The sequence below is a fragment of the Pseudomonas sp. FG13 genome (assembly GCF_057809755.1).
This window is the reverse complement of record NZ_JBMDKO010000001.1, coordinates 356,797-380,883: the sequence shown is the minus strand read 5'-3', so window position 1 is coordinate 380,883 and position 24,087 is coordinate 356,797. Positions and strand designations below refer to the sequence as shown.

The 24,087-nt window shown below is 57.1% G+C and carries 20 protein-coding genes and 1 pseudogene; 12 read left to right on the top strand and 9 right to left on the bottom strand.

Annotation, left to right across the window (positions count from 1 at the left end; all coding sequences use genetic code 11):
* Positions 1-21 precede the first annotated feature (21 nt).
* Positions 22-1,146 (top strand): S-(hydroxymethyl)glutathione dehydrogenase/class III alcohol dehydrogenase, encoded by a 1,125-nt coding sequence (locus ACODTO_RS01690; protein WP_033034517.1) that lies wholly within the window; start codon positions 22-24, stop codon positions 1,144-1,146.
* 45 nt (positions 1,147-1,191) lie between these two features.
* The gene (locus tag ACODTO_RS01685) at positions 1,192-1,575 is read left to right on the top strand and encodes a VOC family protein (protein ID WP_024778814.1); all 384 of its coding nucleotides are present in this window, start codon (positions 1,192-1,194) and stop codon (positions 1,573-1,575) included.
* 44 nt (positions 1,576-1,619) lie between these two features.
* On the opposite strand, the gene ACODTO_RS01680 is transcribed toward ACODTO_RS01685, so the two are convergent.
* Entirely contained in the window at positions 1,620-2,405 is a 786-nt protein-coding gene (locus ACODTO_RS01680) for a pyrroline-5-carboxylate reductase family protein (protein ID WP_139642031.1), read from the bottom strand.
* Positions 2,402-3,103 (bottom strand): TetR/AcrR family transcriptional regulator, encoded by a 702-nt coding sequence (locus ACODTO_RS01675; protein ID WP_024778816.1) that lies wholly within the window; start codon positions 3,101-3,103, stop codon positions 2,402-2,404. Before ACODTO_RS01675 ends, ACODTO_RS01680 begins: the two co-directional genes overlap by 4 nt.
* Positions 3,104-3,557: 454 nt before the next feature.
* Here ACODTO_RS01675 and choW point away from each other — a divergent pair, with 454 nt between their 5' ends.
* From choW to ACODTO_RS01640, 7 genes are all read left to right on the top strand, one after another.
* On the top strand, positions 3,558-4,406 hold the full coding sequence (gene choW, locus ACODTO_RS01670) for a choline ABC transporter permease subunit (RefSeq protein ID WP_024778817.1): 849 nt from the start codon (positions 3,558-3,560) through the stop codon (positions 4,404-4,406).
* The gene (gene choV / locus ACODTO_RS01665; protein WP_053193827.1) at positions 4,403-5,626 is read left to right on the top strand and encodes a choline ABC transporter ATP-binding protein; all 1,224 of its coding nucleotides are present in this window, start codon (positions 4,403-4,405) and stop codon (positions 5,624-5,626) included. Before choW ends, choV begins: the two co-directional genes overlap by 4 nt.
* A gap of 29 nt (positions 5,627-5,655) precedes the next feature.
* Complete coding sequence (locus tag ACODTO_RS01660; RefSeq protein ID WP_489105863.1) at positions 5,656-6,594, top strand: LysR substrate-binding domain-containing protein; 939 nt, start codon at positions 5,656-5,658, stop codon at positions 6,592-6,594.
* Between the two features lie 129 nt (positions 6,595-6,723).
* Positions 6,724-7,980 carry an aromatic ring-hydroxylating oxygenase subunit alpha gene (locus ACODTO_RS01655; protein ID WP_489105862.1) on the top strand — a complete coding sequence of 419 codons (1,257 nt, stop codon included), beginning with the start codon at positions 6,724-6,726 and terminating at the stop codon, positions 7,978-7,980.
* A 9-nt stretch (positions 7,981-7,989) separates the two neighbouring features.
* Positions 7,990-9,126, top strand: a complete 1,137-nt coding sequence (locus tag ACODTO_RS01650) for an FAD-binding oxidoreductase (protein ID WP_489105861.1) — start codon at positions 7,990-7,992, stop codon at positions 9,124-9,126.
* Between the two features lie 243 nt (positions 9,127-9,369).
* Entirely contained in the window at positions 9,370-10,284 is a 915-nt protein-coding gene (locus ACODTO_RS01645) for a LysR substrate-binding domain-containing protein (RefSeq protein ID WP_139642021.1), read from the top strand.
* A gap of 349 nt (positions 10,285-10,633) precedes the next feature.
* Positions 10,634-11,587, top strand: a complete 954-nt coding sequence (locus tag ACODTO_RS01640; RefSeq protein ID WP_489105860.1) for a 2-hydroxyacid dehydrogenase — start codon at positions 10,634-10,636, stop codon at positions 11,585-11,587.
* A gap of 40 nt (positions 11,588-11,627) precedes the next feature.
* On the opposite strand, the gene ACODTO_RS01635 is transcribed toward ACODTO_RS01640, so the two are convergent.
* Complete coding sequence (locus ACODTO_RS01635; RefSeq protein WP_139642019.1) at positions 11,628-12,569, bottom strand: LysR family transcriptional regulator; 942 nt, start codon at positions 12,567-12,569, stop codon at positions 11,628-11,630.
* 201 nt (positions 12,570-12,770) lie between these two features.
* Here ACODTO_RS01635 and ACODTO_RS01630 point away from each other — a divergent pair, with 201 nt between their 5' ends.
* The gene (locus tag ACODTO_RS01630) at positions 12,771-13,151 is read left to right on the top strand and encodes a nuclear transport factor 2 family protein (protein ID WP_024776544.1); all 381 of its coding nucleotides are present in this window, start codon (positions 12,771-12,773) and stop codon (positions 13,149-13,151) included.
* Positions 13,152-13,454: 303 nt separating this feature from the next.
* On the opposite strand, the gene ACODTO_RS01625 is transcribed toward ACODTO_RS01630, so the two are convergent.
* From ACODTO_RS01625 to ACODTO_RS01615, 3 genes are read right to left on the bottom strand one after another with little or no spacing between them, the layout of a single operon-like run.
* Positions 13,455-14,087, bottom strand: coding sequence for a VOC family protein (locus ACODTO_RS01625; RefSeq protein WP_489105859.1), 633 nt, complete (start codon positions 14,085-14,087; stop codon positions 13,455-13,457).
* Between the two features lie 8 nt (positions 14,088-14,095).
* Positions 14,096-14,914 (bottom strand): helix-turn-helix transcriptional regulator, encoded by an 819-nt coding sequence (locus tag ACODTO_RS01620; protein WP_489105858.1) that lies wholly within the window; start codon positions 14,912-14,914, stop codon positions 14,096-14,098.
* 5 nt (positions 14,915-14,919) lie between these two features.
* Entirely contained in the window at positions 14,920-15,459 is a 540-nt protein-coding gene (locus ACODTO_RS01615) for a kinase inhibitor (protein WP_489105857.1), read from the bottom strand.
* Between the two features lie 410 nt (positions 15,460-15,869).
* Here ACODTO_RS01615 and ACODTO_RS01610 point away from each other — a divergent pair, with 410 nt between their 5' ends.
* Positions 15,870-16,274: a hypothetical protein gene (locus ACODTO_RS01610; RefSeq protein ID WP_489105856.1), complete on the top strand. Its 405-nt coding sequence runs from the start codon at positions 15,870-15,872 to the stop codon at positions 16,272-16,274.
* Positions 16,275-16,315: 41 nt separating this feature from the next.
* Here ACODTO_RS01610 and ACODTO_RS01605 read toward each other — a convergent pair whose 3' ends face one another.
* On the bottom strand, positions 16,316-16,528 hold the full coding sequence (locus ACODTO_RS01605) for a hypothetical protein (protein ID WP_489105855.1): 213 nt from the start codon (positions 16,526-16,528) through the stop codon (positions 16,316-16,318).
* Between ACODTO_RS01605 and ACODTO_RS01600 the strand changes: the two genes are divergently transcribed.
* Positions 16,527-16,919 carry an ester cyclase gene (locus ACODTO_RS01600; RefSeq protein WP_489105854.1) on the top strand — a complete coding sequence of 131 codons (393 nt, stop codon included), beginning with the start codon at positions 16,527-16,529 and terminating at the stop codon, positions 16,917-16,919. The two genes, ACODTO_RS01605 and ACODTO_RS01600, sit on opposite strands and share 2 nt — an antisense overlap.
* A gap of 74 nt (positions 16,920-16,993) precedes the next feature.
* Here ACODTO_RS01600 and ACODTO_RS01595 read toward each other — a convergent pair whose 3' ends face one another.
* Together ACODTO_RS01595 and proA are read right to left on the bottom strand one after the other, a co-directional pair.
* A complete protein-coding gene (locus ACODTO_RS01595; protein WP_489105853.1) occupies positions 16,994-17,257 on the bottom strand; it encodes a YceK/YidQ family lipoprotein in 264 nt (87 codons plus the stop codon).
* 678 nt (positions 17,258-17,935) lie between these two features.
* Positions 17,936-23,773: pseudogene (gene proA / locus ACODTO_RS01590) on the bottom strand (anti-phage protein ProA).
* Between the last annotated feature and the right edge of the window lie 314 nt (positions 23,774-24,087).

Sequence of the window (24,087 nt, the reverse complement as noted above, 5' to 3'; positions counted from 1 at the left end):
TATTCGAAACGAGGCTCTACCATGTCAGCACAGACCTTGAAATCAAGGGCTGCGGTCGCATTCGCGCCCAATGAACCGTTGCAACTGGTCACCATCGATGTCGCACCGCCCAAGGCTGGTGAGGTCCGGGTGCGTATCGTTGCCACCGGCGTCTGCCACACCGATGCGTTTACCCTTTCAGGAAGCGACCCGGAAGGTATCTTCCCTAGCGTCCTGGGCCATGAAGGTGGCGGTATCGTCGAAGCCGTCGGCGAAGGTGTCACTTCGCTGCAGGTCGGCGACCATGTGATTCCGCTCTATACCGCCGAATGCGGCCAGTGCAAGTTCTGCCTTTCCGGCAAGACCAACCTCTGCCAAGCCGTCAGGGCGACCCAAGGCAAAGGCCTGATGCCCGACGGCACTTCACGCTTTTCCTATGAAGGCAAACCGTTGTTCCACTACATGGGTTGCTCGACATTTTCTGAATACACCGTGTTGCCGGAAATTTCCCTGGCGAAGATTCCCAAGGAGGCGCCGTTGGAGCAGGTCTGCCTGCTCGGTTGCGGGGTGACCACCGGAATCGGCGCCGTCCTCAACACCGCCAAGGTCGAAGCGGGCGCCAGTGTGGCGGTGTTCGGGCTGGGCGGCATTGGCCTGGCAGCCATCATCGGCGCAAAAATGGCCAACGCCGGGCGTATCCTCGCTATCGACATCAACCCTGCCAAGCGAGAAGTCGCGCTGTCGTTGGGCGCGACGGACTTCATCAATCCCAAGGAATACGACAAGCCGATCCAGGACGTCATTGTCGAGCTGACCGAAGGCGGCGTGGACTACTCGTTCGAATGCGTCGGCAACGTGCAACTGATGCGTGCGGCACTGGAGTGCTGCCACAAGGGCTGGGGCGAGTCGATTATCATCGGCGTCGCCGGCGCGGGCCAGGAAATCAGTACCCGCCCTTTCCAGCTCGTTACCGGTCGCGTGTGGCGTGGCAGCGCGTTTGGTGGCGTGAAGGGCCGCACCGAGCTGCCCAGCTATGTGGAGAAGGCCAGCCGAGGAGAGATCCCACTGGACACCTTTATCACCCACACCATGCCCCTGGAAGATATCAACAAAGCATTCGAGTTGATGCATGACGGGCAAAGCATTCGTACCGTCATTCATTATTGATTCGGCCGATCCTCATTTCCCCCCCCCCACAAAAAGGAAGCAACGATGTCCGTTTTTACCCATGTAACCGTCGGCACCAATGACCTGGCAAAAGCCCGTGCGTTCTATGACGCAGCGCTGAAAGAAATCGGCCTCAAACGCGTCGCCGATCTCAGCGAGAATGGCTCCATCTGGGGCGTCGACAAGCCTTCGTTTTTCGTACTCAAGCCGGCCAACGGCAATCCGGCGACTGTCGGTAACGGCGGTACTGTCAGCTTCGAGGCACCGAGCCGTGCTGCGGTCCACGCCTTCCACGCCGCGGCGCTGGCAAATGGCGGCGTCTGCGAAGGCCTGCCAGGCACGCGTGGCTGGGCTGAAAACGCCTATGCTGCCTACGCTCGGGATCTGGACGGGAACAAGCTGGCGGTCTACTGCTTCAAGGCAGAGTAAATAAGACGCTTATCGAAGCCCCCTTGACCGGGGGCTTCGGTTTATCAGGCATGAAGCCCTTTGCGGGCAACCGCAGCACCGGCCTCCAGAGCCCTTCCGATGTGCGCTTCGAAACGACTATCGATCATTGATTGCAACGCCGCGGCCGTGACACCTCGATAGGCGACCAAGGCCTCGATCATCTCCTGCGCATCGTGGTTTTCCAAAAGCTGGCTGCCATTGACCACAACGTTCTTCGCAGCCAATTGTGCGATATCGGAAGGAATGCCGGCAGCCTTCGCCTGATTAGCCAGTGCGGTCATCAGCAACGCAGGAAAAGCCGGACCGGTACCCGAGAGCGCCGAGAGGTAGTCGATGAAGCCCTCCTCCTGAACCTCGGCTGCAGTGCCTACCGATTCGAACAGCCGCTGTACCAGCTCCCTCGCGGCCGCGTTCACTTCCCCCCAGCAAAACCACGGGGTAAAGGATTGCCCGATTTCAACCGCCGCGTTAGGCATCGCCCGCACGACTGCCGACGCTGAGGTTTGTGCGGCAATCGTCTGCGCCGTAACCCCAGCCATCAAGGACACGACGGTCTTGCCCGTCGCGTCAATGTCCAGGCTGGCGAAATGCTCGGGGCGCACCGCGATGATTACCATGTCGCTACGTGTCACCAGCGCCTGATTGTCCGTGACCAGGCAAACGCCTTGTTGTGCCAGCGGATGACTGCCGGTGCGATTGGAAATGATCAGATTGCCAGCCGGCAACAGCGACTTCGCCATGAGCGCTTTCGCAATCGCTCCACCCAACCAGCCCGTTCCGCCGATGATACCGAGCGTTTCGCTGATCATTTTGCAGAGACCTCTTCGAAAGTGTCCGCCAAGGGAACGAAAAGCCCTGGCTCTTTCTCGGCGTAGCCAAATTTCCCATAGAAGCGATCCAGCTCGCGTTGCTTGGGAACCTTGCCGGTGAAGATGCTGACGTAATGGGGAATACGCTGGAAACGCGTGGTGATCAGCTCACTGGTGTTCATGCTGATATAGCCGATCTGGGTCAGGTAGATCGTCCGGGCGCGCGTATCGGCACCCTGACTGTCATAGCCAAAACGCTTGAACATGTTTGCCAGGGCGCTCATCCGCTGTTCGTCCACGGTCGCGACCTCTTGAGCCACTTCAGCCGACTGCAACGCCCAACTGCGCACGGCAAACTCGAATTGCGAATCGAACAGTTGCGGATTGAGCCAGCACTCGAACACATTCAGGATCGCCTCGGAAATGCTTTCGGCATAGCTTTCGCACTGCCGGATCAAGCCCCCCGTGTTGGTCTCCCGCCAACGGGAAAGCAAGGCGGCCAACAGCTGTTCGCGATCCTCGAAAAACCAATAGAAGCTGGTGCGTGACAAACCCAGGCGCTTGGCCAGCGGCATGACACGAACGGCATCGATGCCCGATTCCTTCAAGGCCTCGTAGGCCGCTTCCAGCCAGCCCTCCGTCGACCCCCGCCAGCCTGCGTCCTGGGCCTTGCCACGTGCCTTCCCTACCTGGGGCATTCTGCTCACCTTCTTAATAATGCGTAACGCGAATGTACTCGGATGACCCTCCAATGTACACCCAAGTACATTTAGTTGACTTTCTCGGCTCAAGAGTGAATGAAGTCATTAATGATAAAAACTCATGAGACGCGGACATAAAATGGTTTGTCGGTAAAAGACTCCTGACTGACCATACCCCACAGGCAACGGACTCCATACCAAAACAACAACGAGCCGCCATCATGAATCTTGCAGCGCACACCTTTGAAAGCCTTTCGACGTCCGGCCAAAGAATACCGGGGCGACTGGCATTGCCTCACGCTACTTCTGTTACTTATCCCCTGCCCAAACTTCGATAACTGCTGAAGCGACGCCCTGCGCAGTCGCTTTGTGCGCCTGCTAACCCGGCGCGCGAAGCGCTGCCCGGACGGTTGCTGGCGTGCGATTTCTTTCTATCAGTCGGATTAGTGATATGTGGATAACACAAGAAAAGCTTCCCCTGGGCGAACACATCGCCCGGTATGTCGAATGGTTGACTCAGCACGGCGCAGGTATTTTCGATGCCATCTCGCTGTCGCTGTCGGGTGTCATCACCGCATTCAGCGGTGTGCTCCTTTGGTTCAACCCCTTGGCGTTGATCGCTGTATTTGCCCTGCTGGCCTATTACATTCAGCGCAAGGTGAGCCTCACCCTGTTCATCACCCTCGCCTTCCTGCTGATATTCAACCTCGGTTATTGGCAAGAGACCCTGGAGACTCTCGCCCAAGTCACCTTCGCCACACTCGTCTGCGTGGTCATCGGTGTACCGCTAGGCATCGTCGCGGCACATCGACCCTGGTTCTACGCGACCTTGCGGCCGGTCCTCGACCTGATGCAGACCGTACCGACCTTCGTTTACCTCATTCCCACCCTGACCCTCTTCGGCCTGGGCGTGGTCCCGGGCCTGATCTCCACAGTGGTATTTGCAATCGCCGCACCTATTCGCCTGACGTATCTGGGCATCAGTGATGTTCCCGAAGAACTGATGGATGCTGGCAAGGCCTTTGGCTGCTCGCGCCGCCAATTGTTGATGCGCATCGAACTGCCCCACGCCATGCCCAGCATCGCCGCCGGAATTACCCAATGCATCATGCTGTCACTTTCCATGGTCGTGATCGCTGCCTTGGTGGGGGCCGACGGGCTTGGCAAACCCGTGGTCAATGCGTTGAACACCGCCGATATCTCGATGGGTTTCGAAGCGGGCCTGGCGATTGTGCTGCTGGCGATCACGCTCGACCGCATCTGCAAGCAACGCGAGACCGCGAAAAGAGGTGACGTATGAGCATCATCCGTTTTGAAGACGTCGACGTGATCTTCTCCGCTCGCCCGAAGCCTGCCCTGGATTTGCTTGACCAAGGCTTTTCACGTCCGGAAATCCTGCAGAAAACCGGCCTGATCGTCGGCGTGGAAAAGGCCAACCTGGAGATCAACAAAGGCGAAATCTGTGTATTGATGGGCCTGTCCGGCTCCGGCAAATCCAGTCTGCTGCGTTGCATCAACGGTCTGAACACCGTGAGCCGCGGCAAGCTCTTCGTGGAGCACGAAGGCCGCCAGATCGACATCGCTTCCTGCTCCCCCGCCGAGCTGAAAATGATGCGCACCCAGCGCATCGCCATGGTGTTCCAAAAGTTCGCTTTGATGCCCTGGCTGACGGTTCGCGAAAACATCAGCTTTGGTCTGGAAATGCAGGGCCGTCCGGAAAAGGAGCGGCGCAAGCTGGTGGATGAGAAGCTTGAGCTGGTGGGCCTGACCCAGTGGCGCAACAAGAAGCCCAACGAACTGTCCGGCGGCATGCAGCAGCGGGTTGGCCTGGCCCGTGCACTGGCTATGGACGCCGACATCCTGCTGATGGACGAACCGTTCTCGGCCCTCGACCCGCTGATCCGCCAAGGCCTACAGGACGAATTGCTCGATCTGCAACGCAAGCTGCACAAGACCATCGTTTTCGTCAGCCATGACCTGGACGAAGCCCTGAAGCTGGGCACACGCATCGCCATCATGAAAGACGGCAAGATCATCCAGTACAGCAAGCCCGAAGAAATCGTCCTAAACCCGGCCGACGACTACGTGCGCAACTTCGTCGCCCACACCAACCCGTTGAACGTGCTGTGCGCGAAGAGCTTGATGACACCGCTGGACCAATGCGTTTTCGCCCGCGACGAATACTGCCTGGATACGGCTCAGAACCTGTGGATGGCGCTGAGTGCGCAGCGTCATTTGACCAGCGTTCGAAAAGGCGCCACCACCGCACACGTCCAACCCTGGAATCCGACCAAGGCAATCGAGACCTTGGCTCGACAACCGACGTGCGTCCCCTGCGCCACCACCATGCGCGACGCGCTGCAGATTCGCTACGAAACCGGCCACCCCCTGATTGTGCAGGACGAGGCTGGCGTCATCTTGGGCATATTGGGTGACAGTGAACTGTATCGGGCATTGCTGGGGCACAAAATGTCCCGGCCTGTTCCTACGGAACCCGAACGAGAATCTTCGGTGGCGTGAGTCACCTGGCACGGCGTTGGAACACACCTATGCAACCCAGCGATATCGATAAGAAGGTCAAGGGTTACCGACGGTTGATACCGTCGATGACGGCCTTGCTGGAATTCGAAGCCGTGGCACGGCTGACCAGCTTCACCCTGGCCGCCCAAGAGCTGGGCGTGACGCAGGCCGCCGTCAGCAAACAGATCCGCTTGTTGGAGGACGCCCTGGAAACCAAGCTGTTCCATCGCCTTCATCGGTCGATCAAGCTGACTCACGAAGGCTATGTCCTGCATCTGGTCGTCGCAGAGTCCATTCATCGCATGGCCAGCGTCTTCGACAAAATTGCCGAGGGCATTGGTGAGCAGGAGATCACAATCGCCTGCACCGAGGCGTTTTCTCACTTGAGGATACTCCCCCGGTTGACCGCGCTGCGCACCCTGCAACCGAAGTTGAAGTTGCGCTTGATGACTCATCAGGTCTCGCCCAGTACCTACCGGGATGATATTGACCTGGCTATCCGTTTTGGCGATGGGAAATGGGAGGGCGGGAGTTCGGTTTTCCTGTTCGACGAAGAAGTGTTTCCTGTTTGTTCGCCGGCCTGGCTTGCCGCCAACACGCCCCCTTCATCCATTACCGATTTTCTCGACACGGCGTTGATTGACTCCGATTCCACCCTGGAAGGCTGGATGACCTGGAACCGTTGGTGCCGGGAACTCGGCGATATGCGCCCCAAGCTCAATTATTCATTTCGCTGCAGTTCCTATAACGACGCGATCCAGGCGGCCATTCAAGGCCATGGCATTGCATTGGGATGGAGTCGGTTGATCGCACACCGGCTCAATAGCGGTGAGCTGGTCAGAATTACGCCCTATAGGGTCAAGCCCAAGGACGCTTATTACCTGGTCATTCCGAGCGGCCGAACGGTTGAGCCTGTTACCCAGGCACTGATCGACTGGCTGCGCGACGATAGTTATTTAACTAACTGATTAGAAAGAAATTTTACGCATAACTAGAAGTTATGCGAGCGTGAAAATAAAGCGCGTTGACGGTCTTATTCCACCTTTCCAAACTGTACTCGCCGCCTGATCAACTTTGAGTTTGAGCGAGACCTCATAATGACTATTAATGCCGTGAAAACCCATCGTGAACTTCTGACCGACCGCACTCCCGGCCATGGCATGCCGGGTGATTTATTTGGTCGCCCGGATATTTTTGAAACCGACGTCGATATCTTTTTCACCAAACATTGGATTCTGGTGGGGGTCACCAGCGACATTCCCGAACCCGGTGATGTCTCCACCCTCGACATCGGCAAATCCTCCATCCTGCTGGTGCGCGACGATGACGAGCACGTGCAGGCATTCCGCAATGTCTGCCGTCACCGCGGGGCTCGCTTGAAACAGGCTGGCAAGTCGACGGTGGGCATGCTGGTCTGCCCCTACCACCAATGGAGCTACGACCTGGATGGCAGCCTGAAACATGCGGCGCACATGGGCAAGGATTTCGACTCCAAATGCAAAAGCCTGATACCTGTGCATACCCGGGTCATCGGCACCCATGTCTTCGTCTGCCTGGGCGACGAACCACCGGAAGACATCATGTACCTTGAGCAGGTCATGACACCGCGTTTCGCCCAATACGATATTGCCCACTCAAAGATCGCCTACGAATCGGAAATCATCGAGAACGGCAATTGGAAACTGGTCATCGAGAATAACCGCGAGTGTTATCACTGCGCTGCAACTCACCCGGAGTTGACTGCTTCTTTCCTGCCCGAAGATTTCGGATTCTGTACCGACGGCCTGGGGGAGGATTCTCTTCAAGCGCTGGCGGAGTATCACCAACGCAATGCAGACACCAAGGCCAACTGGGAAAACGAAGGCTATATCTGCGATGCCGTCGAACACCTGGGCGAAAACGCCGTGACCCAATTTCGCTCGCAGCGGCTGGCCATTGCCGGCAATGGCGAATCCCAGACCCTGGACACCCGCGTAGCATGCACCCGCCTCTTCGGTGACCTCACCCGCCGCGACTTGGGCGACATGCATCTTTGGACACATAACTCGTGGACCCATGTCATGAGCGACCACGCCGTCGTCTCCTACATCATCCCGCTGGCACCCGATAAAACCCTGGTCCGGACTAAATGGCTGGTCCATGCCGATGCGGTCGAAGGCGTCGATTATCAAGTGGATAAGCTGACTGAAGTCTGGGTCGCAACCAACCTGCAAGACGCCAATCTCGTTGGTATTACCCACAGCGGCACCCAGGACCCTTCCTACACGCCTGGACCGTTCTCGGCCTTTACCGAAACCTATGTCGACCAGTTCTCTCGCTGGTACGCGGCGCGTCTGGCCGCCCATGGCGTGTGAGGAATGAACATGACGACTTACGAAGAACTGACGCGCCCTGAAAACATCGGCGTAGCCCAGCACTTTACCAACCCGACCACCTGGGGCACGTTTGGCGCGCAGTGGCACAGCGGAGAACAGAAAACCCTGCACTGCTGCGCTGTGCGCCAGGAAACCCATGACGTCAAGTCCTTCATTTTTCGTTGTGCGGACTTCAGCGCCCTGAGCTTCGAGCCTGGTCAATTCATCACGATCTCGCCAGTCATCGGTGGGCAGACAATCGCTCGTTGCTACACCCTTTCGTCCTCTCCGACCCGGCCTTTCGCGTTTTCCATTACCGTCAAGCGCGTGCCAGGGGGCGTGGTGTCGAACTGGCTCCACGACAACCTCACGCCAGGCGATAGCCTGAAAGCGTCCGGCCCCGCCGGCAGCTTTACGCCGATCGGCCATCCGGCAGGTAAATTGTTGTACCTCTCGGCCGGCTCCGGCGTGACCCCCTTGATGTCGATGACTCGGGCCGCCTATGACATGGCCGCCAACCTCGACATCGTTTTTGTGCACAGCGCCCGTACGCCGGTCGACATCATCTTCCACGCGGAGCTGACGCGCATGCAATCCGCCATGCCGGGACTTCGAGTGATCAGCATTTGCGAAGGACTTGGCGAAACAGCGCAATGGCAGCAACCCATAGGCCGACTCGATTTACCGTTGTTGAGCCAACTGGTACCGGACTACAAGGAACGGGAAATCTTTACCTGCGGCCCCCAGGGTTACATGGAAGCGGTCAAATCGCTGCTCATGGAAGCGGCGTTCGATTTCGCCCACTATCATCAGGAAAGTTTCGACATTGCCGTACTGAATGAAGAACCATTGATCGAGCAGGCCACTTCGCTCGACCCGCAAGCGGTATTCACGGTGACCCTGGCTCGCTCGGGCAAGACCTTCAGCATGCCGGGCAACCAGACGGTGCTGTCTGCCGCAAAGAAAGCCGGTGCCATCGTGCCCTCCTCCTGCAGCCAGGGCGTCTGTGGTACCTGCAAGACCACCTTGGTGCAAGGTACGGTCGAGATGAATCACAACGGCGGTATCAGGCAGCGGGAAATCGACAAAGGCCTGCGTTTGCTGTGCTGCAGCAAGCCCACTTCTGACCTGGTCCTCGATCTCTAGACTCTGTACGAAAAGTCTTGAGACGAAGGTCAGGCAAGGCGAAAACAGCCGAGGAACGCCCGGGGTCGCGTCCGACTGTACTGGAGTACATGAGCATTCCGAGGCTGTTTTCAACGCAGCATGAACGAGTCTCAAGGCTTTTCGTACAGAGGCTAGACTTGCCTCACTAATTAGATAGTCACTGCACACGGGCTTCTGCACAATATCTGTGCGCCCAACACCTATAGAACAGTGACCAGCCTGATGAAACTGCAACCTTTGCCGCCGCTCAACAGTCTGGTGGCGTTCGAGTCCGCAGCCCGCCACTTGAGTTTCACCGTGGCGGCTCGCGAACTGAATGTCACACAAGGCGCCATCAGCCGCCAGGTACGATTGCTCGAAGATTACCTGGGCGCGGCGCTGTTCACCCGCACAACCCGGGAAATCAACCTCACCGCCACCGGCAGCCAGTATTACGAAAGTGTGCGCGACACCTTGCAACAAATCGCTCAGGCCACGGCGGGCGTACGTCACTGGCAAGGTGCCCAGCAAGTCACGGTGGTCACCAGCACGGCAATGGCCTCGTTGTGGCTGCTGCCGCTTGTATCGGAGTTCCAGCGCCAGAATGAAGAGATTGACCTGCGCATCATCGCGACGGATCAAGTCAGCGATTTTTCCCGGCTGGACTGTGACCTGGCGCTTTATTACTGCAGCACGCCGCCGAAAAACATGAAAGTCACACCGCTGTTCAACGAAGAGATTTTCCCGGTATGCAGCCCCACCTATCTGGCGCAGCACCCAGGGATCGAGACGCTGGAACAGTTGGGGGGGTGCACCTGGTTGTGGCTGGAAGATCAGCACCGGGACTGGATCGGCTGGAGAGAATGGTTTCAACGCCTCGGCTACCCGGCGCCAGAACCCAGGCGCCGCATCAATATCAACAGCTACGCCATGCTGATCCAGTCAGCGCTGGCGGGCCAGGGGATCGCCCTGGCTTGGTCGGGCCTGCTGAGTAACCACTTGCAGACCGGCAACCTGGTGCGGCCGACACAAGCAATATTACGCACCGATGCGCAGTTCTGCCTGCTGGAACCCCAAGGCCGGGCCCAGAACAGGCAAAGCGTCAACCGCTTCCGTCAGTGGCTGATGGCACATCTTGCCAAGACGATTGATACCTGAGAGACAGTCTTGGGTGGGCATTGAAACGCTGGCGGGCGAACTCGGCTGCGTCCAGGCAACATTTATCGGTCGTCCAACGGAGCAAACACATGCCCCCCCATTCGACGAACAGCCGAACCTTTGCGCTGAGATGCCTGTTGCTCGGAAAAATCACGCTCAATCGATGTCGCGGCCGACTCCAATCATCGAGCACGGTGCACAGCCAACCTTTCCAAGCCTGCACATTTCTATGCGAATCGCAGCCTATCGTCACCTGCTCTGACATTGATCATCGACGCCCTGCGATATCCTAATCGAGCATGCAAAGTAAGCAGATAGCGTCCAGACGCACCTACAGAGATGCCTTCGTATGAGCAAGCCTGCCGCACGCCCTCACAAAGTTCTTATGCTTCTGACATCGGACTTCGTCACTGCCCGCTACGAAGCGCTGCGTACCCGAGCGCCCGATCTCGACATCGTCACTGAACTTGGCCCAGGACTCGACCCCGACATTACAGCCCTTTTCGCCTTCAAGCTCCCCACTGGCATCGCGTCTCGCCTGCCTAACCTCCAGTTGGCCGCCTCGGTAGGCGCGGGGGCCGACGGAATCATTTCTGCGCCAGACCTCCCAATGCACGTCAAGGTCACTCGAGCTGTTGAGCCAGGGCTAGGCTTGAGCATGGCGCAGTTTGTGTCCTTGCAGATCCTGCGGCAGTTCCGCTCGCTGCCCAAGATGGAACAGCAGCACGCAGCGGGTGAATGGAAGCGCCTGCCGGTACCCGACGCGCGCCAAGTTACAGTCGGCATCATGGGACTTGGCTCGATCGGCGCGGTCGTGGCCGACGTAGTCGCCTCGCTGGGCTTCAGCGTCATTGGCTGGACACGCTCGGATGGGCGCGAGTCGCGCGTGCCCGTCTTCATCGGGAAGGCAGGCATGGACACATTCCTCGAGCGCTCCGATTTCCTGGTGTGCCTGCTGCCAGGTACTGCGCAGACCGCCGGGCTGCTAGGACGATCATGTCTTGAAAAACTTCCCAGAGGCAGTTTCGTAATCAACGTGGCACGCGGCGGTATCGTGGTGGAAGAGGATCTTCTGGCCTTGGTCAACGAAGGGCATTTAAGCGGTGCTGCCTTGGATGTCTTTGCGACCGAACCCTTGCCCCCGGACAGTGAGCTCTGGAGGCATGACAAGATCCTGGTTACTCCACACATCGCAGCACAACCGTCGATAGGCCCCGTAGTCGAGCAGTTCATCGAAAACCTGGACCGCCTTACCGAAGGGCAGCCGTTGCTTCACGAGGTCGACCGAAATCTCAATTACTGACGAGTTGAGTTTCGAGGCTTTCGGCTGCGATCAGGCAAATCTATCGGTCGTCGAACGGAGCAAACACATGCGCCACCCATTCGACGAACAGCCGCGTCTTTGCGCTGAGATGCCTGTTGCTCGGATAGATCACGCTCAATCGATGTCGTGGCCGACTCCAATCGTCGAGCACGGTACGCAGTTTTCCGCTCTCAAGATGCGGGGCGACCATGAACCTGAACGCCTGACCAAGGCCCACTCCACTGAGCAGCGTGCTCAAATACGCGGAGCTGTCGTTGACCCCGACCACCACCTGTCCTTGGACCAGAACCTGCTCGGCTGCCTTGCAGAACTCCAATGGGAAGGGCCTCCCGGTGAGTGATGAGAAGTAGCCCAGGATTGCATGTCCCGGCCCGCCAGTCGTCTTCTTTGCCGCTGGCCCAGGGTGCATCAACTCGGAAGGATGGATGGGAACACCGTGCACGGCAAGATACGACGGACTCGCACAGGTGACCCAGTCCAGGTCTGCGAGTCGTCGCGCGACAAGTGAGGTGTCGGCCAACTCTCCGCCGCGAATGACGCAATCGACACCCTCGCCGATCAGATCGATTGGCCGGTCACTGACACCGAGGTCGATATGGAGCTCGGGATATAGCGCGCGGAAACTTGGAAGCGCCGGAATCAGGATCATGTTCGCCAGCACCGACCCGATATCGACGCGGATGCGGCCACGCGGCTGGGCCTGTGCACGCACCATACTCTCGTCCATGTCATCAAGGTCACCGATAAGCCGCGTCGCACGCTCGTAGTAAGCCGCCCCCTCCGAAGTCACGCTGACGCGTCGCGTCGTTCGGTGTAGCAGCTTCGTGCCGAGGTGACGCTCCAGGTCTTGCATCAGTTTGGTAACGGTCGGGCGCGGAATGTTCATCGAATCCGCGGCTTTTGAGAACGCGCCTGACTCGGCTATACGGATGAAAACGCGTAAGGCAAGCAATTGATCCATGGTCAAAAAGGGGCCGGGGGTGTAGGAAAGATGGGCGAGAATTATTCATCATCATGAATTAACAAATAGCTTTTTGCACATTTATTCACCGAAGTGAACTCTCTAAGCTCTCATCCATCGCCAGCCTCGATCACCCATAGACAGCGATACCGGGCAAGACTGACGAATCCACACCACAGATCCAGCCCCCAAGAGGACACTATGAAAACTGCTCTCCAGTTGCTTCAAGCCTATCAAGACAACATCCAGGCGCCGACGTCAGCCGCGGCCTTGTTTGCCGAGGACGGCGTGCTGGAAATACCGACTGTTCATGTGCACGCGCAGGGACCTGCCGCCATTGAGCAACTGGTCGCCGACCTGCTTGTGAAGATTCCGGACTTCCGGTTCAAGGATTTCAAGGTTTGGATCGACACGCCCGACAAGGTCTTCGGCGAATACTCGGTCGAGGCGCTGGTCGTCGGCACGGGCAAGGTCTATCGGCAAACCTATGCAGGCTTGCTCATCGCAGAGGGCGGGAAGATCAAACTGCTCAGGGAAGCGCTGGACACAGCTGCCGGAGCGCGGGCATTCAGCATGGACTGAGAGTCAGTGCGGCGGCCGTCCCGATGGCCGGGCGACGCAACGAGCGGCTGTGGCTTGGGCACGTCTGGCGTCGACTCGACCGGGTTTCATAGCGGCTACAGGGCCGAGCCGGTGCGTGCTGTTGATGGCAACCCCGGTTGGTAGACCCGTCCCAATTCTTCAATGCCTTGATGAATGTGAACCAGGGTTTGGTAAGGGACGGGGATATCAAGCCACGCAGCCACCGGTCGAAACCTCTTCCATTCGCGCGATCATTTCCTCCTGCAGATCAGAAGGTGTAAACCTTATTCAGGACGCGACACCCTATAAATTCCTGAGCCCCGCTGGTGTTTCGATACAGGAAACCAAGCGTGACGCTTCAATGCTATCGCATCGATGAAGCCGAACTGGCCCGGAAAAATTCATGGCATCAAGCAGGTGGCTGATCCTCTCTGGCGCAGGATGGAAAATATCGAGCATCTGCAATGAGCAACCTTTATCTTCAAGCATCGCTGCAGGGTGCGCCGGCTGTCCCCATTGAATCAGGCTGGGGGCGGCTCCCCCCAAAGGCAATCCACCGTCCGCCAAAATCGTAATATCCCAGCACAACTCACCTCGGCTCATCGGCTGTACCTGGCCGACGACCTCCGCGAACATCGAGCCAAGCGATTTCAGGCTGTCGGTTCTAGCAACCCAATGGGCCAGCCGAGGAGACGCATTGTCTGGTAACCCGTCCAGGGCGAACCAGCGAGGCCGCCCTACAGGCGGAGCCGCCGGGTTGATCGCGATCACTTCCAGATAGAAACTCGTCCCCAGTCGCAGCAGCTTGTTGTGGGTTCCCATAAGCGAATGACAGCCGCCTTGTTGAAGCTCCACACCCAATCGTTGACTCACAAAGCGCTCACCCGCCTCCAACGTAGGCGCCACGACGACTAAATGGTCCAGTGATGTCTGCATGACGGCTCCTAAATCCCTGCCCGCAATTCACGTGGCGACAGACCATAGTGTGAGCGAAAGCGCACGGCAAAACGTGAGGCCGAGGCGTAACCGCAGGCCGCAGCAATTTCCCCGATAGGGCGAGACGTTGTTTGCAACCCTTGCAACGCCGTCGCCAGTCGAACGCTCTCCAGGATATTCCTGAAACTGTCCCCCTCATTCGCCAGTTGGCGACGCAACGTCGACTCACCCAGGTTCAGGCGTTGTGCAATGGTCGCAACTGTCCAGTCTTTCTCCGGACTGCCCATGACGATCTGCTGCACACGTTCGCGAATTGGATCGTTGCGCCCCATCAGCAGAGGTCCGACCTGGCCACCCAGGCACAGACTCAGAAGAACCGCTTCCCCGTAGAGCGCGCGTAATGCGTCCGGGGAGTTCGCATGGATAGAGGCCAACAATTGATCCCACGCCTGTGTGGTGTGCCTGTCCAGAGGGACGCATAGATCGGTCTTCAGTACACCCTGACGGCTCATGATCTGCTGGCTATACCGGGCGCTGAAGTTACGCAATATCGAGATGGGAAAGGTGACTGCATCGGCGATGTAGTGACCGTGAAGTCCGGGGAAGTTTGAGAAGCCCAGCTCGCGTCCGGCAGGCATCAGAATCAGATGTTGCGGCCCGGCGCGCATCTCCCGATCATCCCATTGCAACAGCTTTTCCCCTTGTCGCACCCGACACAAGGTGGTCACGAACACCGGCATCCTTGGCAAGGTCAATGGCTGTCGCGCCCGTATGACACACGCATCGATAATGTTTTCCCGGTGCTGTATGCCGTCACAAGGGCGCATCGTTCTTAACGTCCGTAAGTTGAAGTAATAGTCGCTTTGGCAAGGGCGTTGGCATTGAGCATGTAGCCAACCAAGGCACCACTGGCCTCACTGTCGAGCGGTAGCTTATCTACTTTCAACGCCCATACGGTGAATTGATATCGATGGGGTTTATCCCCTACAGGTGGGCAAGCCCCGCCAAATCCCGGCCGGCCATAATCGGTCCGCCCTTGTACTGCGCCGGCAGGCAGGTTCGCTCCCACGCCTCTTGGCAAGCTATTGGTGGAAGTCGGCAGGTTGACCACCGTCCAATGCCACCAACCGCTACCGGTCGGCGCATCGGGATCATAGACCGTGATTGCATAACTTCTGGTACCGGCGGGAGCGTTTGCCCAGGAAAGCTCAGGAGAAGTGTTGCCACCTTCGCAACCGAAACCTTGGAACACTTCGCGTTTGGTCAGCGGACGGTTGTCAGCAATATCCTGGCTGGTCAGTGAGAAGTCGGCGGCATATCCACTGAATGCTACTGCCATGGAAAGTGCAGGCAGGACTGATCTGATGTTCATCGCGGCTCCATCTGAGTCTTAGAGTGAAGCTCGAGTCTAGGTTGAACAAAGCGTGGCTACTGTGCCGAAATGCTCGATAAGCGTGCCGAAATGCTCTTTTTTGTTTGGGAAGCGATCCCCTGGCTTCCGTGGGCGATTTCGCCTCTAACCCACAGTTGTGCTCAACCTCAACACTACCCGTTTCGCGCCGCGCAAACGCCAGTCGCCCTCGCCGCAGTGAGTTCCGCCCAGATACCACGGCCATCGGTCGAAACTGCGTGTGTAAGTGGTACTACTCCCCTCCGCGCTTTTGGTAGCAGGCGCTTTTGGACAATTGACGCTTCTGGTCAGCCCTCGCAACACTTCACGCCGCTCACAATAATAATTACTGCCGGGCGCCTAGGCGTGCGGATGAGACAAGGAGTTCTTAAATGCTTGGTTACTATGCGCAATACAGCAAAGAATACATCACAACCCTGATGGTGGTGACCACCCTCTTCTTTGCCTTGCCCATCTTTTTCGCCCCGCTCCAATGGGCCCGGCTTATGCGCTGGAGCGTCCCCGAACACGAACATCTGGCTATCTATTTCGGCCGTTGCCTCGGTGCATTCATCCTTGTCGTTGAAGTAGCGATGTTGCGTTCAGCCACCACCGGCACCAGTTTCAGTTATGCCTTCGATATTCTTTTCGTGGTCTTCACGCTGATGTTCTTCGTGCATGTCTACGGCGCAATCAAACAGATCCAGCCTATTACCGAAACACTCGAAATCGGTTTCTGGATGATCCTCTTCGCACTCAATATTCTGTTCTACCCCACCACCAGTATCACGCTGTAAAACCCTCACCGGACCGCGGCGGGAAGTTCGCCAGTCGCCGTTCAACCCCATTGGAAGTCAGCATTGCCTGGCGCCTTCGCGTCGGCGGACCCGTGTCCGCCGAACGTTCCGCCATGGTTCTTCAGCGACGTGATGACCATTGTCAATGCCTGCGCCGGCGACTTTCTGTTCTGCTCACTGCCTTGATGAGACATGACAACAGGACCTAGGATCGCAAAGGCAAGAACAGACATGATGAGGAGAATCAGCCCCATGAGCCCGAACCTCGCCGATCTTTATAGCGACTACATCGCCTGCCTGAATGCACGGGACTGGGAAAACCTGGGCCATTTTGTGCACCCGGATGTGGTTCACAACGCGAGACCATTAGGGCTGCACGGCTATCGAAGCATGCTGGAAGCAGATTATCGGGCCATTCCCGACTTGCGCTTTGCAATTGCATTCCTGATGGTCGACCCACCGAAGTTGGCGGCTCGCCTGGCGTTCAATTGCACGCCGGTTGGGGAATTCCTGGGCCTGGCGGTGAATGGGACACGCATCTCCTTCGCCGAAAACGTCTTCTACGCGTTCGAGGACGGCAGGATCCGCGAGGTCTGGTCGGTCATCGATAAGGGAGCGATCGAAGCTCAGCTCCGATCAACGTAGCATCAGCTCTTCACCCAGGCCCTGGTGCAATCCCTCAGGCTCGCAGCCGCCCTGACGATCGCGATCAGCCAGCGCTACTCGTCTGCACTCTTCATATGAAAAATCGTGTACGGCAGGATCAGCGTATCGGCGACGAAACTGAACGGCAGGTCAATGACTGCAAAGGGAGTCAGGGCACTCATGGCCCCAGCGTTGTCGTGGCCTTTGATAATCTCGAGATCGACAGTAACGCCGCAGTAAGGATGGAGGCCACACATGTGCCCGTAGCTGGAGCTTTCGTTGACAGTCGCGCACCCTGTCAGCAGCACCATGGTCAAAACCGTTAGCATCAACCGCATGATGTACCCTCACCCCTGGAAGGGCGAGACTGTAGCACTGAAACCGGCCCACCTCTTATTGTTGCTACGGAAGATTTTGCAGCGCGTCTTCTACAGCGCAGAACGTTCCCACTCCTCGCCGTGGCCGCCCTCTGCGAATGGGTAATCACTCCAGCATGGATCAACAGAGGACCAACCGAGATCGCCACCCACAAAGGCCTGCAGACTTGCTAAACAGATGAATATCGTTGATGGCGAGAACGATTGATCAAAAACCCGAGGGCCCACGTTTCATCCTACAAATCTCAGGCACAAAAAAAAAGCCACTCATCTGAGTGGCTTTTTTCTGAATCCTGGAGCGGGAAACGAGACTCGTATCTGGTGTCCGACCCATTGAAATTTAAGGGGTTTCTTTTCTTGACGAAGCAGGAAAAGACTTGATTCTGGACTTGTTTTAAAAGCACATCAACGGGCAAGAAGGGACATCCAAACCTAAGCGTTGACGACGCTACGCGCCAACCCACATCCTGAGTGTCCGATAGCGCTTGGCTTTCATCGGACAGTCCCTGTCATACGAAACGACCCATCACGCTCTCCCCATTCCTGATGGCCAATGCGGCGATTGTCCGCAGGCCCTGCAGGGAGGCTACGTATTCAACAGAATCGTAGGGTTGGACCTTCGCCATGCCGCATTTCCAATCATGTCCCGAGGATGCGCTCCAGCCGTTCCCGTGCCGTAGTCGTCAACCTTTTAACTCTCATCAGTCGAGCAATCTCAAGCGCACGGTCACCAATGCCGACCACTTCCGCAGCAATACGAAGCTCTTCAGCCGCGATTTCCTCGATGGAACGACTATCCGAATCCGACGCAGGCACTCTATAAGTCGACCAACTCGCAATGTCCGATTCCGAATGCCAGACAAACGCCTCGTCTGCCGCCGTAACTTGCACGTGGTGATGTTGCTCTGCGAGGTCAAGCACACGATCTCGGATGAGTCGCCCCGATCGCTGAAAGCCGTGGGCACGAGCTACGCGTTGAACCAGTACAGCATCGAGCATGGGAGCCTCCTGGCGCAACACCTCAGCAATAACCTCGCTCAGAACAGCCACATAATCCGGCTGGTAAAACTGAGCCGCATCGATCAAGGGCTTAATGCCAGAGAGATCCGCGATGCGATATTCACCACGTTGCGGAATCACCATCGACCCCACCGTAGCTAAACGGGCGATGCGAGCCTCCGACGCAGTCGTAACCTGGGCAACAGGCTCAGAAACTAGCGACTCGCCATTCTCTTCTTCTAACTCCCGTCCTACAGGAAACTCGATGATCGCCGCGACAGTTGGCGAATCAGGAGCCATAGAAGTCTCACGATTGGCCCGTGACTCATCCAACAGACTGTTCAGCGCCGCATGCAACCGCTGAAGAGCCCCCTCCTTGTCTACCCACCATTCGGTAGACCACAGGCGGAGCAAGCTCCACCCGAGTCCGCGCAGGATGGCGCCCCGCACCTTATCCCGGTCCCGCGCGGTAGCTGCGCTGTGATAAGTGGCGCCGTCGCACTCCACTCCTGCCAGATAATCACCTGGACGATCAGGATGGACGATGCCGAGATCAATGCGAAAACGCGAAACGCCTATTTGCGGTACCACTTCCCAGCCCAGTCGACGCAAGCCCTTCGCCACGGCTTCTTCGAAAGGCGAATCGTAGCTGCCCACAGAGCCGTGTACTGCCTCCGCAAGCGCTTTTGGCCCGCGTTGAGCGAACTCGATGAAATGCTTCAGATCCCGAACGGCTCGTGCATTGGTACGGTTAAGGTCGATCATGAAAGGATCGAACGATGAGAACACCAGCATCTCGCGGCGCGAGCGGGTAATGGCTACGTTCAGACGACGCCAACCGCCGTCCTTATTAAGCGGACCAAAGTTCATCGACATGCTCTGAGCTCCCGCCTCGGTGGGGCCGTAACCGATACTCAACATGATCAGATCGCGTTCATCCCCCTGCATGGTTTCAAGATTTTTCACCACCACTGGCTCAGTCTGAGTTTCCTGGAAGAACGGCTCGATTTGGGGATGTTGAGCCCGAGCCACGTCGAGTAGATCGTTGATTAGCTTTTGCTGATCGGAGTTAAGGGTGATGATTCCTATGGTATAGCCCGCCGCAATAAACGCAGGGTCCATCAGCCGTTTAACCGTTTCCGTGACGATAGCCTCTGCCTCGGCCTGGTTATATCTGCCCTTTCCTTTGGCGTAGGTGCCCTCCACTCGGCGCCACTCAACGGCACTGGCGCGCGTCTCTGACGCAGGGAAGATTATGAGATTGCTGTCGTAATAACGATGGTTCGAAAAGGCAATCAGGCTTTCATGCCGGCTGCGGTAGTGCCAGCTAAGGCTGTGGCTCGGTACGCCAGCCCCAAGACATTCATCCAGGATGCTTTCCATGTCTTCTTCGGTATCGTCATCGGCAGCGCTAGCGCCGCGGTTGAAGAAATTGGTGGGCGGCATCTGCCGAGGGTCACCTGCAATGACTACCTGCTTGCCCCGGGCAATTGAACCAATGGCATCCCAGGGGGCGATTTACGAGGCTTCGTCAAAAATCACCAAATCGAAAGGCGGCAGATCAGCCGGAAGAAATTGAGCGATCGACAACGGGCTCATAAGCATGCACGGTGCTAAACGGTTCAACGCATCGCCCATCTCAATCGCCAATTGGCGAACGGGCTTGTGCCGACGAGATTTTTGCAACTCATGCTTGAGTGTGCCGAAACCGCTGCTTTTGGAGACATCATTCTTGGACGGAATCTGCCCGCACAGTTTGGCACGGATGTAGCGCACGGTCAGTTTCGCCAGTTCGTCGTCAAGTCTACTGAACGCCGCAATGTCACTCATGTGTTCTGCGGCCACGAAGGTGCGCAGCAGTGGCTCTTCGTCGATGCCCTTTCTTGCGAACCAGTATGCATATCCAGTCTGGAACGCATTAATAGCGGCCTCAGGCAGCAGGCTACCCCGCTCTAGCGCATTGGCGATAGGCGCCAGGCCTGCTTCATCGGCCTGCTCTTTCACCCGGCACCAATCGCACCAAGCTTTAAGCTGCCCCTCTTGGCTAACGATCTGAGTGGAGATATCGCGCAACCCCGCGATAGACGAAATGACGTTGCCCCGTGTAGCAGCTAGCGCACTGAACTGGTTCGATATTTCCTCATACTCGGAATAAGTACGTTGCAGCTCAGCGATCGCGATACCGATATGAGTATCGGGACCAAGCATCTCATTAGCCTCCACAACTACGCGCTGGATCGCAGCGCGCAACGAGATCAGTGCGTCGGGTGATTCAGCTAGTGCACTGATTTCGCGGCGCAACTGCTCGGCCAGCTCAGTCGCTTGCGCGAGTCGGGCCCGGTCGCTGTTGGTACCCTGCCAGCCGGGAACAGACTGCAAGTCCACCGCCAAACCGTCCAGCTGCAGCAGAAGGGCCTGTTGCTGCTCCAGGATTTCCAAGTCGTTGATCGTATCCGGCAGTTCCGTTGCACCGCCGAGAACCGCCAACCGCTTGGCGACTTTCTTTTTTGCGAGTGATGCGAAAAACCAGAACTTACCCGCGGCCCCATGCCATGCCGCACGAAGCTCCTCAGCTGGAACACGACGGCATGCTTCGTCGGCGTAATTTACCGAAAGGCTTTGCTGAAGTACCTGATAGCGATCGACCCAACCAACCGCTCGGTGCGCGGACTCGATACGTACCTTTGCATCCGGAGCAAAGGCAAAGGAAAGGTTTACTCCATGACACTTACCGAGCAGCGATGCTAATTCCGAGATGTGCTGATAATGAATGGCCTCAGTCTTCGGAATAGACGCGTTCATCAGTCCCAGGAGCCGATCACAGGCGTTGTTCAAGGCATCTAGCGCCAACGGTAATTCGCGTGCGCAGGCCGCAATCTGGGACTGCCAGGCATTGGACCACTGCGTCTGCGCCAAACTGCTAAACGCAGGAGAAAGATCTCTGGCTGCCGCGCCATTCAACCCGAGTCGACGAGCAAGATCCTGGAACTCATCGTATTGAGTTGCATCGTGTTCGGCCGCCTCCGACCACTGAAGTTTTGGCGTCGCACTGGTGTGATCACGTATCACCCGGCCGATGGCCAGGTGTAGCGAAAGTCCGTTTGCATGACGTCGATGCAACACTTCAACCAATTGATTCAAACGTGAGCGCAAAACCTGCAACCGGCCTGCTTCGCGCTCCCAATCTTCTGCTGTCAGAGCATCGCGAACATCCCAGGCACGATCCAGCTGTTTTAGAACCTCCACCTTCGATGCTTTGCTAGAGTGAAGTTCAAGGCAGAACTCCCCCAAGCCCTTTTCCGCCAGTCGTCGATATACCACCTCTAGCGCAGCGCGTTTTTCTGCGACAAACAACACCCTGCGACCCATTGCCAGGTTTTGCGCGATCATGTTGGCAATGGTCTGAGACTTGCCGGTACCGGGTGGTCCATCGAGCACAAAACTGTGGTTGCCTGCTGAAGCGACCACCGCCGACAACTGCGACGAATCGGCCGGCAGCGGAGTAAACAGCTGCGCCGGTGTCACGACCATATCCAACTGCTCGGGGCGAGGAAACTCATCGCTACCGATCAAGCCTTCGCCCCCAGGGCTTCGCTCTAGCAAATGTTTGACCATCGTGCTTTGCATAAGCTGAGCGGAGTGAGTCGCTAGGTCCTTCCACATCAAGTACTTGGCAAATGAGAACGTTCCCATCACCACATCGGCGACCACCTCAAAACCCGGTATATCACGCACGGCGCGGCGCACCATGTTCCAGATGCTAGCGACGTCGATCCCACTTTCATCTGCGGGCAGCTCTCCATCCAATCCTGGGATCACCAATTCGAAGTCGTGGCGCAACAACTCAAGTAACGTCAGGTTGAAACGAGGCTCTTCGTCGAGCATGCTCAGAGTCACCCCCGACAATGCGCTTTTGCGTTCAAGTTTTATTGGCAACAGAACCAATGGCGCGGAGTAGGTTTTGGGATCATCCGCGCTTTTCTTCCACTTCAGAAACCCAATAGCCAAAAACAGCGTATTCGCACCACCTTCCTCGAGATCAGTCCGCGCCTTTCGATAGAGCTCGACCAAGATGGCATCCAACTTAGTCTTTTCCAGGTTCGCTAGCACCTCACCACGATCCAGCGCTTGCCGGGCCACCTCTTCCAAGAGGTTTTCTCTGTTTTGCTGCTCATACAACGCTGGGTCACGACCGCCACTCCTGAGGTCAGGCACCGGGACTACCCGGATACGCTTGCCGCTAGCTAGTAAATCCTCAAGCCCCGCAGGGTCCGGGCACATCAAACGAACACCTTTCGCGCTGTCCGGAAGGTGTAACAAGCGATTGCGCGTAGTGAGATCCAGCAATTTACGCTGCCACAAGATGAGCTTACCTGCGGCACCATTGGTCTCCACAACGATCTCAACGTCGAAGCCTGGCAACGACGGAGCCTCTTCTAACACTTCACGTTGCCGTGGCTGTTGTCCCGACTCTACGGGAACATCGTAAGCCGCTACGCTCGCCGAAAGTGGACGGATCTTTTGCATGCGCGCGCGATGTACATCAATTGCCATGACGAAGTCGTCATCGCTCAGTTGGCGCTCGGCAGCAGAAACGGCATGGCTAAAACTCGGAAACGGAGATTGCGTAGCTAATGTGGTTTCAAAAACCACGAGTTCCTTAAGATCGAGACGTTTACGAACGGCCGACGCTTCATCGGTCAACAATTGTGAGAATTCCTGAGGCTGTAGCCAGACTCCGGTGAATGCGTGCCCCTTGGTCATGATTACTAGAGGGTTAAGCCCGGCTTGCTCTAATGCCGCGGCAAACAACAGTGCGCTGTCCAAGCACGTGGCAACACCGTTCTCCAGAACCTGACTGGGCGTGCGGATTTTCTGCCCCTGCTGCTCAAAACTCGCCGGAGGCAGCGCATAGCTCAGCTTAAAGCTGCACACACCTGACCAGATAGCAGACGCAAGCTCCCAGGTCCGCGTGCGAGATTTTCCTTCATAGCCATCAATGCCATCTTTTTTTCCTGCACCGCGTAGTACGTCTGACGCCGCCTTCAACAACCGATCGACGGCTGGATCGTTAGGCATACAGAAGGCGGGCAGTAGCTCTGGCATAGCATTGAGGCCACCCCACTCTGCCCGCGCCAAGAGCTCAGTCGGCAAGCGTTCTTCAGCAAGCAGCTTATCGCCCTGGAATAATCGCAATATTACTTCTGCGGCCAAGCTTTCGCTCAAACCAGCCAAGTAATTCGCATTTAGCCTGATATCGCGATCGCTAACGGTGAGTCGATCACCAGGACTGACCCGGTCGATGTGCCAAGTACGGGTTTCAACAAACTCAGGATCAGTGGTGAGCGTAAGTACTAAGCCCTGCTCAGGCACGTCTCCTTCGTTGCTGATACTAAGCTCACGCAGCAGTGGAACAGCGTTCTGGTGCGAGGCAAAGCCGACTTTTCGGGCGACAACCGCCTCGATCTTCATGCTCATCAACGTCTCCTTGAGCGATACGCCTGCATTCCTGGCAAAGGGAGGGCGGCTGGATATAGCGCCGAGGATACATTGCCTGAAAAGCATTCGCACCGAAAGCGAACGCAAACCGGATTTGAAGCGGGAGCGGCTGGTACTGGAGGCAACGACCTGCATGCACGTTACAATATCGGCGAGACACTATCCCAGGATCACGTCGCACGGTAATTCCAACGCAACAATGATCCTTGGGGCTGCCGTAGCAGTGACTACTGGCCTTATCATTTTGTTGTTGATATAGATTTCAACGCCGGCATGTCCAAGCACCAAAAAAA

What these genes read in the sequence shown, in the direction of transcription:
- ACODTO_RS01690 (WP_033034517.1), top strand. Translation starts at nt 22, where the DNA reads ATGTCAGCACAGACCTTGAAATCAAGGGCTGCGGTCGCATTCGCGCCC.
- ACODTO_RS01685 (WP_024778814.1), top strand. Translation starts at nt 1,192, where the DNA reads ATGTCCGTTTTTACCCATGTAACCGTCGGCACCAATGACCTGGCAAAA.
- ACODTO_RS01680 (WP_139642031.1), bottom strand. Translation starts at nt 2,405, where the DNA reads ATGATCAGCGAAACGCTCGGTATCATCGGCGGAACGGGCTGGTTGGGT.
- ACODTO_RS01675 (WP_024778816.1), bottom strand. Translation starts at nt 3,103, where the DNA reads ATGCCCCAGGTAGGGAAGGCACGTGGCAAGGCCCAGGACGCAGGCTGG.
- choW (WP_024778817.1), top strand. Translation starts at nt 3,558, where the DNA reads ATGTGGATAACACAAGAAAAGCTTCCCCTGGGCGAACACATCGCCCGG.
- choV (WP_053193827.1), top strand. Translation starts at nt 4,403, where the DNA reads ATGAGCATCATCCGTTTTGAAGACGTCGACGTGATCTTCTCCGCTCGC.
- ACODTO_RS01660 (WP_489105863.1), top strand. Translation starts at nt 5,656, where the DNA reads ATGCAACCCAGCGATATCGATAAGAAGGTCAAGGGTTACCGACGGTTG.
- ACODTO_RS01655 (WP_489105862.1), top strand. Translation starts at nt 6,724, where the DNA reads ATGACTATTAATGCCGTGAAAACCCATCGTGAACTTCTGACCGACCGC.
- ACODTO_RS01650 (WP_489105861.1), top strand. Translation starts at nt 7,990, where the DNA reads ATGACGACTTACGAAGAACTGACGCGCCCTGAAAACATCGGCGTAGCC.
- ACODTO_RS01645 (WP_139642021.1), top strand. Translation starts at nt 9,370, where the DNA reads ATGAAACTGCAACCTTTGCCGCCGCTCAACAGTCTGGTGGCGTTCGAG.
- ACODTO_RS01640 (WP_489105860.1), top strand. Translation starts at nt 10,634, where the DNA reads ATGAGCAAGCCTGCCGCACGCCCTCACAAAGTTCTTATGCTTCTGACA.
- ACODTO_RS01635 (WP_139642019.1), bottom strand. Translation starts at nt 12,569, where the DNA reads ATGGATCAATTGCTTGCCTTACGCGTTTTCATCCGTATAGCCGAGTCA.
- ACODTO_RS01630 (WP_024776544.1), top strand. Translation starts at nt 12,771, where the DNA reads ATGAAAACTGCTCTCCAGTTGCTTCAAGCCTATCAAGACAACATCCAG.
- ACODTO_RS01625 (WP_489105859.1), bottom strand. Translation starts at nt 14,087, where the DNA reads ATGCAGACATCACTGGACCATTTAGTCGTCGTGGCGCCTACGTTGGAG.
- ACODTO_RS01620 (WP_489105858.1), bottom strand. Translation starts at nt 14,914, where the DNA reads ATGCGCCCTTGTGACGGCATACAGCACCGGGAAAACATTATCGATGCG.
- ACODTO_RS01615 (WP_489105857.1), bottom strand. Translation starts at nt 15,459, where the DNA reads ATGAACATCAGATCAGTCCTGCCTGCACTTTCCATGGCAGTAGCATTC.
- ACODTO_RS01610 (WP_489105856.1), top strand. Translation starts at nt 15,870, where the DNA reads ATGCTTGGTTACTATGCGCAATACAGCAAAGAATACATCACAACCCTG.
- ACODTO_RS01600 (WP_489105854.1), top strand. Translation starts at nt 16,527, where the DNA reads ATGAGCCCGAACCTCGCCGATCTTTATAGCGACTACATCGCCTGCCTG.
- ACODTO_RS01605 (WP_489105855.1), bottom strand. Translation starts at nt 16,528, where the DNA reads ATGGGGCTGATTCTCCTCATCATGTCTGTTCTTGCCTTTGCGATCCTA.
- ACODTO_RS01595 (WP_489105853.1), bottom strand. Translation starts at nt 17,257, where the DNA reads ATGCGGTTGATGCTAACGGTTTTGACCATGGTGCTGCTGACAGGGTGC.